9 protein-coding genes are annotated in these 8,209 nt (G+C 64.0%); 3 read left to right on the forward strand and 6 right to left on the reverse strand.

All coding sequences use genetic code 11. The features are described 5' to 3' along the window. Nucleotides 1-96: 96 nt before the first annotated feature. The 4 genes from IPK20_26170 to IPK20_26185 all read right to left on the reverse strand — a co-directional run bounded on the left by IPK20_26170 (nt 97) and on the right by IPK20_26185 (nt 3,994). Complete coding sequence (locus IPK20_26170; GenBank protein MBK8019810.1) at nt 97-504, reverse strand: hypothetical protein; 408 nt, start codon at nt 502-504, stop codon at nt 97-99. 791 nt (nt 505-1,295) lie between these two features. After that, complete coding sequence (locus IPK20_26175; GenBank protein ID MBK8019811.1) at nt 1,296-1,739, reverse strand: hypothetical protein; 444 nt, start codon at nt 1,737-1,739, stop codon at nt 1,296-1,298. Between the two features lie 221 nt (nt 1,740-1,960). Then, a complete protein-coding gene (locus IPK20_26180) occupies nt 1,961-2,275 on the reverse strand; it encodes a hypothetical protein (GenBank protein ID MBK8019812.1) in 315 nt (104 codons plus the stop codon). Nucleotides 2,276-3,616: 1,341 nt separating this feature from the next. Next, a complete protein-coding gene (locus IPK20_26185; GenBank protein ID MBK8019813.1) occupies nt 3,617-3,994 on the reverse strand; it encodes a hypothetical protein in 378 nt (125 codons plus the stop codon). Between the two features lie 272 nt (nt 3,995-4,266). On the opposite strand from IPK20_26185, the gene IPK20_26190 reads away from it, so the two are divergent. Continuing rightward, nucleotides 4,267-4,527: a helix-turn-helix transcriptional regulator gene (locus IPK20_26190; GenBank protein MBK8019814.1), complete on the forward strand. Its 261-nt coding sequence runs from the start codon at nt 4,267-4,269 to the stop codon at nt 4,525-4,527. Nucleotides 4,528-4,787: 260 nt separating this feature from the next. Here the strand turns inward: IPK20_26190 and IPK20_26195 are convergent, their stop codons facing one another. Continuing rightward, the gene (locus tag IPK20_26195; protein ID MBK8019815.1) at nt 4,788-5,483 is read right to left on the reverse strand and encodes a helix-turn-helix domain-containing protein; all 696 of its coding nucleotides are present in this window, start codon (nt 5,481-5,483) and stop codon (nt 4,788-4,790) included. Nucleotides 5,484-5,771: 288 nt separating this feature from the next. Then, the gene (locus IPK20_26200; GenBank protein ID MBK8019816.1) at nt 5,772-6,008 is read right to left on the reverse strand and encodes a hypothetical protein; all 237 of its coding nucleotides are present in this window, start codon (nt 6,006-6,008) and stop codon (nt 5,772-5,774) included. A 27-nt stretch (nt 6,009-6,035) separates the two neighbouring features. Between IPK20_26200 and IPK20_26205 the strand changes: the two genes are divergently transcribed. Both IPK20_26205 and IPK20_26210 read left to right on the forward strand, forming a co-directional pair. After that, nucleotides 6,036-6,362: a hypothetical protein gene (locus IPK20_26205; protein ID MBK8019817.1), complete on the forward strand. Its 327-nt coding sequence runs from the start codon at nt 6,036-6,038 to the stop codon at nt 6,360-6,362. 509 nt (nt 6,363-6,871) lie between these two features. Then, nucleotides 6,872-7,789, forward strand: coding sequence for a hypothetical protein (locus IPK20_26210; protein ID MBK8019818.1), 918 nt, complete (start codon nt 6,872-6,874; stop codon nt 7,787-7,789). Nucleotides 7,790-8,209 lie beyond the last annotated feature (420 nt).

Raw genomic sequence — 8,209 nt, forward strand, 5'->3', positions numbered from 1 at the left:
GGACACCTTCCAGGACCGGATCACCGGCACCGGCCGCCTTCAATGCGGCGACCTTCTGAACTGCGGCCTCGGCCTCGGCGACATCGCGGCGCCGGTTCACGACGGCCCGTTCCAGCATGGCCACCGACTCCTCGAATTTCGTGACCTTCGCGGGGGCCTGGGGATCGGCGACGACCACCGGGAGTGTACTCGATCAGCGCCGTCGGCGGTGCCGTGCTCGAGAATGTGCCGCACGATGGGCAGGGCCAGTGCTTGGTAGTCGTCGCGGAGCCGGTCGCCTTCGCCGTCCAATACTCCAGAGGAGGCCTTCGCATCCGCGAGCTGGCTCTCCGTCTCCGCCAGCGCGGTCTTGTGGCGGGACAGGGTCGCCGCCTTCTGCTCCGCCTCGGCCAACTGGGTGGCGTGGCCGGTGCGGATCGCGTCCTGTGCCTCGACACCGCCGATGCGCTTGTTCAGGTCAGCCTTCTTCGCCTCGGCGGCGTCGATCTGCTGCTGCAATCCCACGGGGGTGGTGCTGATGGCCGGTTCCGACGGCACCGTGGGCACCCAGGTTTCTGCCTTCTCGGAGCCGTAGTTCTCGCCGGTGACAGCCTTCCACGCGCCGCGCGCCCGACGCCTGTTCCGCGGCGAAGTCATTGGCCACCGACGTAGCCGAGACCGGCGATCTTTCCGCCGGCCTGGCCGACCTTGGTGCGGTCGCAACCGCGTGCGATCAGCTTCGCCATGACGGCCTCGCCGTGCGACTACACGCCGAGGACCTGGAACAAAAATCTCCGTCGTTCGTCGGGTGACGCAGTTCGATGTAGGACGGGTAAAGGGGAGGAAGACGAGGGCATGACCCGACGGCACTCGACCGTCGGTCTTGATGGAACCACTGGGGAGCGACACCCGCGCCAGCCAGCCGTCGTCGCTAAGCTGGATCAGCCCCTTCTGCGCGGCGTCGTTGACCAGCATGTGCCAGTCCTTCTTGCGGGATACCCCGGTTCGCCGAGAAAGTTGGTCGGATCGCGTCGATGCTGCTCTTGCCGGATTCATTGCTGCCGGCGACCAACGTGATCGGTGTGACGAGGTCGACATCGACCTGCTTCAACCTGAGAGTTCTCGATATGGATCTTCATGGATCTCTCTGCGGTAAGGGTGGGCCGCTCCGCGACGGATCGGGAGAAGTCCCGACACGCCACAGGGAGACGGAGCGGCCCGAAGCTCAGTCGTCGCTGACGCCGGAGAACTCGTCGTCTGGTCCGGCCTGCGCGGGTCCACTCTGCTGCGGTGCCCGTGCCTGTTCCGGTGCCGCATCAGCTGCGGCTTTTCGTTCGGCGGCCTCGCGCTCCATGCGGATCTCGTTCGCCCGCTTCGTGTACGCAGCGCGAACCTTCTCCCTTGTCCTGCTCAGAGGTCAGCCGCATCGCCAACGCGCCGGCATCGAAGTTCCTTGCCGCCGGTCGCAGCCTGGATCTTTGCAGGATGGTGTCGACGTCAGGTTCGGCCTCGATGGGCGCGGTCTTCGTTCGAGACTTGCCCATCTTCTCCCGGGCCTTGTCTGCGGTGGACTTCTCCGGTTTCGGCTCGGTACCCGCAATGGTGCTGCCGGACCCCGACCACAGGTTCGGGTTGTTCCAGTTCGTCGGGCGAGTAGGCGCCGAGGATGACGTGGGGCAGTACAGGCGTGCCCACCGCTTGATGGCGAGATAGGCCAACTGCTGGCGAGATCGTCCGCCCCCAGGTGCTGTTGCGAACACCAGCCTGCTTCAGCATCAGGTTCAATTCGCGGGGCTCAGACTCACCCCGCAGGGTGGCGCGGATGATGATGCCGAGGCCGTCCCTCGTCGGCGAGGTTCCAGCCGGGAACGCGGTACTTTTTCTCCGGGGTGCTTCTTGCTGTCGAGTTCTTTGAAGTTCCCGATGATGCGTTCCCAGGAGCCGTACCATTCATAGGCCGGTGCGCCCGATGGCACCCGGGTCAGGATCGCGGCATTGATGAGCTGCAGCTCGTAGCCGATCTTCCCCGAAGTGAAGAGGTCTTCTGCGCCACGGCATACGGATTCATCCGCCACTGCATCGCCTGCATGACAACGGCGAGGCAGTCGCCCGAGGCCGACGAACTCCTTCGGCAGCGTGCAACGACCCCGGCCATGAATTCCGCCAGCTTCATCATGTGACCCATGGCGACGGGATCAGAACCAGCGCCGCAGTGGAGAGATCGGAGACCGGATTGAGTTTGCATCGCCATCACCGGGCCGGGTTGGAACTGCTGAACTTGGGCGACGTTGCTCACTTCACTTCTCCTTCAGCCGCATCACGCGGTGTTCGTAGCTGTTGATGTAGGGGCCGCGATGATGGGATGGTCTTTGCGGAGGTCGCCCCATCGGCACGACATCCCGCCCTGGCAGCTTCCAGGTCAGCAGCGTCTTCCCGCCGCTGACGAGGGGAGGACTGTCTTCCGTGGGATCGTCGGTCCGGGTTCAGCCCGAGTCCGCGGCACATCGCGGCCTGGATCTGGAACTCGAGATCCTCGATCGCGTCTTCATTGACCTTGTGGGCGGCCTTCAAGGCTTTCAAGGAAAGCGCCAACAGCGTCTCCCGTCGGCTTCACGCACTGGGTACCGTTGCGGCGCAGGTGCAGGCGGGCGGGTCGTCGGGTTGACCGGTGGCGGCACGTTGCGGAGCACGCGGTCGTTCCAGAACGATTCCGCCGCAGTCATGAAATCAGCGATGACGTCATCGTCACGATCCTCGGTGCGCGGCACCAGATCGTCCAGGCCGAACGGTGCCCACACCGTCACGCGGACGATTGGTGATGCAGAGAGCATACTGGACCTGCTTTAGTAGTGGATCGGAATCGTCTGCCTTCCTCGCCCCTGTCCCTGTTGGGGTGGTGAACCGATTGACCTCGTTGTTGATCTCGACGCCCTCAGGGGTCACCGTCTCGAAATCGATCTCCGGACTTCGCGGCAATCCGGATGGGTGAATCGGCGGTTGACGCCGATCACCTGGAAGTCGAAAGTCCTCGATGGCCGTGGGCGGGCCACGCGAACCATCAGCTTCCCCGCGACGGAACGGTTTCTTCCAGTTCGCTTCGACGGCTCCGGCTCGCCGTTCTTCTTGGCGAGGTAGACCTGGCGAACATGGAGTGCGGTCGGGTGAAGCCCAACGATCGCAGCGATGTCGGCAGGCACCGACAGGGAGTGCGACAGTCAGGTTGGTCCCGTGGTCGGACCTTCGTGTTCGATCACTGCGCTCTGACCAGAACCCTCAGAGAACAGGAAGGATGTAGGCGCCGTAGAAGGATGACCGCCGCAACGGGCGCCCAGAGTTCGTTCGGTGCAGATCGTTCTCGCCACGTTGCTGAGGAGGATCAAGCGATGGGAGCGGATCTGTATGCGCGATCGATGCCGTAGTCATGGGACCAAGGGTTTCGGATGGTGGGCCTCCCGGTCGATGTAGGTCCGGCTGCCGGCCGACCCGGTGGAATCGACGGGGCGTCAGGCAAGTGGTCCGCATCGGGGTAGTCGGCGACGGTGGCGTAGGTGTCCAGCGGCATCCCGCACAACGTGCGGTACGCGCGCTGGCAGTGCTGGAAGTTGGTTTCGCGGACGAGGGTGGCGCGCCACATCGCTCAGGCCCCCCTCCTGCAGTACGTCGCGCCGGGGCAGACGTCACCCACGGCGGCCGCAGCGAGCCACGCCAGAAAATCAGGGTCGTCGGCGTTCGCCTCCTCCATTTCCTTGCGGGTGAAGGCGGAGTCACCGACCAGGAAGAGCGCGCCTCCCTCGGGGACGTTGATGACCTTCTCGAGCTTCCTCGCGGCGACTTCCACGACGACGAGCCCAAGGGACTGCGCGTCGATGATGTCTTGCTCGGAGAGGGTCTTCGTGCCTGCGATGTTCGCCAGGGTCTTGGCGGCTTGATTGACGGGGTAGATCTTGTTCACCCCGTAGATCGACTTGACTTCGATTTCCAGAACTACGGTTGCTGCCATGTGCTTCTCCTTCACGTGGCTGGCCGCACGTCGCGACCACGGAGAAAGAGTAAGACACATATGTCTCGTCGGTCAAGACATTTATGTCTGGCCTTCGGGGCGAATGTTCTAACTAACTGAATCTAAAGAGATGAGGGAATCGGCCGTTATGCAATGGCACGAATACGCACCGAATACCCGTGCAGAAGTCACAAAAAATTCGCAAAACCAGGGGGTTTCAATGAACCGTTTGGGGGGGTCATGGGTGCGACCAACAAGCTGTGCCAATGAAACGGGTGGGTGCGGCGGTGCAGAAGCACCGCGCGCACGTGGGACTGTCTCAGGCCGAACTGGCGACGCTATGCGGCGTCACGCAGGCAACGGTGTCCCGATGGGAGAAGGGGACGCTCCAGATGGATTTGTCCGATCTCTACAGAATCGCCGATGCGTTACGAATGCCGTGCTGGATGCTGCTCGCCGAGGCTGATTCGCCCGGAGAGTACGACGCGCGACGCATTGAGACGATGCGCCTGCTGATGAGGAAGGGAGGAGGAGAAACGATGCCGTAAGACGGCGGGGACTGACTGGCGTTATTCCCAGCGGTCCTTCTCTTTGGCTGCTTCTCTGGTCTGCCACTGCATATTTTCCGGATGATCGAGGCCTCCGCGTTTCAGCGGTACGACATGGTCGACCACATAGCCGGGACAGCCACCGGAGTGACGGCCCGTGGAAGGGCAGGGGTGTTGACGCTGGAACTGGCGTCGAGCCGCGGGTGACCGCGCCCAGGCGGTGCAGGGGAGAAGCGCCAGCAGGAAGGCGCGGCGGCCGATCATCGGCAGGGAAACGCCTCGACCAGCGCCGATGAAAACAGGCCCACGGCGGGTTCATGCAATTCCGCAAGGTGGCGTTCGAAGTATTGGATCAGTACCTGTCCGAGCTGACCGTTGGTGACCCCATCCGGCACGCAGAACGACGGCTTGTCCGTACCCTCGAGCTTCATCGCAGAAGAGATTGCGAACTCCAGCCTTGCCGGCCACCCTCCATGAATCCGACACAACGGCCGGCCTGGAAGGCCTCGCCCTTGGCCGCCACGAAGATCTTGCACCAACTCAGCACCTGATTTCCGCTTTGCGCCACGGCGCCGGATCCGGTCCCGGCCAGCACCAAGAACAGCAACCATCTGACAAGAATGCGCTGTCACCTTCGCCTTTCGCGAGAGCCTGGGCTGTTCAGTAGCAGTAGCGATGGACGGCGGATTGCGGGGATCAAAGTGGGGGACCAGCAGCTGCCATGGTTCCAGCCCGCCGCACTTCCGCAACAGTTCCTCCGCCATGTCCAGGGTCGGCACGGATTCTCCGTTCAGGTAGCGACCGAGGGTCCGCTGCTGGATTCCCATCTTCGCCGCCGCCTGTGCCTGGCCGGCATCGGGCCAGAGATGAGCGATCAGTGCATGCAGGTTTGTCCGAAAGCGTTCCGCCGTTTCGGACAGCGATTTCGCTGCATCGGTGGATGGAATTGGACACATTTGTCTAGCGTATCGCTGCGGGCGGGACATATGTGACTTGACGGCGAGACATAAATGTCTTGAAATGCCGTCATGCACGAGATCACCCCCTCTTTGGAGATCGTTCGGAGCCAACTCCGGGCACTGCCGCCGAGCGGCAGCCGCGAAGTGGCGGCCGACACCGGTCTCGCTTACGACACCATCCGCCGCATCGCCCGGGGCAGCCAGAAGGACGTGCGCCTGAGCTCCTTGCAGAAGTTGCCGGGCATTGCACCGGCGAGGCGGCGAGGTGATGCGTCCGGTTTCATTTCACCGCCGCAGCCGCGCGTAGATCTCTGCCAGCACGGTGCGGTCGGCTGCGGTCATCTGAGCGCATTCGCGCCGTGTCCAGACCAGCACGTCGGGATGGTGCTGGAACTCAATCTCGAGAGCCGAACACTCGGCCCGACGGCGATACGCATCGGCTTCAGCACGGGCGATCTCGTCATCCACATGTGCCTGGAAATCCTCCACGGAAGGGGGATCGGAGCACGCCGACAGGAACACGGAACAGACCAACATAGAGAGCGCCACATGAGTGCCGCATCGCTTGATGACGGCGGTTTCCTGGAGTTGGTCTCCGAGGCGGACGTCCCTCGTCTGGCCCGCTCCGGTCGAACCGACCCCACGATGATTCGCGAGGACAAGGTGGTCCTTGCCCCGATCCCGATGTCGCGCGAACTCGGGGACGCGGTACGACGAACCGCAACGGACTGCGGGCTCCCCGTTGCCGAGTTCGTGCGGAAGCTGCTCGAGCTTCGCTGTCTTGGGATCGATCACGCGCTCAAGGTACACGAGGAGTACCTCGGCCGCATCGCGGGAAACGCTATCGATCCCGATATGTCCCGGAGACCGGGGTGACGTGGATCGTGCCCTCCGGACTACTCTCCAGCCTGTGCAGCGGCGTCGGGATGCTCGATCTCTCGGCGTTGACATCGCCTTCGGCGGACTGCGTGTTCTGGGCTACGTCGAGCGGGAAGTCAGCGCCGCGGCCCTCCTCCTGGAGCGGATGGAAGACGCGGCCCCTGGAGCCGGCGCCTGGTTTTCGCAGGCGATCTCGCAGACTTCCTGGGCAAGCTTCCGTGGACTGGTGGACGTCGTCTCTGCGGGCTTCCGTGCCAGCGCCGTGTCGCCGGATCCCGAAAGGGGCATCGAGGACGAGCGCTGGATCTGGCCGGAGATCTGCGCAGGCATTCGCGTACTGGGACCCCGCTTCGTCGTCCTGGGGAAAACGTCCACGGCCTGCGATCTTCTGGGGACTGGGTCCCGTTCTCGCGGACCTAGCCCCCTCGGGTTCCGTGTCGCATGGACGAGCCTGCGAGCTGCGGATGTCGGTGCCGCCATGAACGGGAGCGCGTCTTCATCGTCCGGTGTGCCCGACACGGATTGCGGACAAAAGCAACGACGGCGAGACACCGCAGAGCTTCGCGCGTCGCCAGGAAGAACATCGCGAGGAGCTACAACGGCAACGCCCATGGGCACCCGCTGGCGATAGCGGCGCGGATGTGGCAGACGGAGCGGGGGCGATTTTCGCACCGGGTCCCGACGATCCCCGATGGGCGCGAATCGTTGCCGACCGACCGGATCTTGCGCCGGCGGTTGAACCCGGTCTTTGTGTGCTGGTTGATGGGCTGGCCGACGTGGTGGACGATGTCCGGGCCGACCCCTACGCGCAATCGGAAATAGCGTCGTACCTCTCCAGGCTGCGGTGGCTGTGCGATGCCTGCTGCGATACCTCGGCCATTGAGGGGCGGCCGCATGATCCGGCGAACAAGTCGCTGCCTCCGCCCCTAGTCCCCGCGGACGTTGATCTCCGCGGCCTCGAATACATGCCCCTGATGGGGCATCACCTCTTCGGTTCCGACTTCAACACCACCAACAACGACGCCGCATGGCGACAGCGAGAGACGACCGTTGTGGTGGGCGGCATAGAACCCCGAAGCACGCAGGCTCGCTGCCCGACGATGACGAGGCGCTGTGCCGTCTGGCGCGGCTTGGCGGCGCAGCGGCAGAAGGCCTGGAAGCCGCTGCGCGAGATCGCCCTGCGGAACTTCGTGAAGTGTTCGGACGGTCGCCTGTATCACCCCTTCCTCTGCAAGCAGGCTCTTGTGGCGTGGGACAAGCGCGTCAAGGAACGGAAACGGAAGGCGGACTACCGCGCGAAAAAGGACGCCGAACGAGAGGGACAGGGCGCGGTCGGTCCCAATGCTGTCCCACGGGACAAGACGCGGACAGAGACGGGGACAGGACGGGGACCGGACGCGGATGAACCGCCCCTATCCCGCTGACGGGACGGCGACGAGACAGGACGGGACGTAAACTATGGAAGCCAGAAACTGGCACCTCCGATGGAACCACTGGGCGCCCCCGGGCGCCGCTCGCGCCGCTTCTTCTCCTGAAAGCGAACTCCACCCCAACCCGGGGACCCAGAACCGGCCTTGGCCCGACTCGGCGGGATCGCGGTGCTGTTGCGATCCCTCGGCGTCGTCGCCAGTCGATGCCCGTGGTGCACGACTGGGCAACAACCGGGTCGAGACAACGTGATCCGAAGCCGTGGATTACGACCAGATTTGGAGGCCGGAGTCCTTGGTCGCCCTATCTCGTTCCCATCGTCTCGAACCTCCTGGATCCGAAGCCGAAGCGGGAATCGACTCCGGCGTAGTGGACGACCGAGGAGGGACCAAGGCGAGAGAACTCGGCATCGAGGC

It is taken from the genome of Betaproteobacteria bacterium (genome assembly GCA_016713305.1).
Lineage (GTDB): Bacteria > Pseudomonadota > Gammaproteobacteria > Burkholderiales.

Excerpts from the sequence above, each read along its gene's own strand:
- IPK20_26195 (MBK8019815.1), bottom strand. The coding sequence starts at position 5,483 with ATGTGTCCAATTCCATCCACCGATGCAGCGAAATCGCTGTCCGAAACG.
- IPK20_26205 (MBK8019817.1), top strand. The coding sequence starts at position 6,036 with ATGAGTGCCGCATCGCTTGATGACGGCGGTTTCCTGGAGTTGGTCTCC.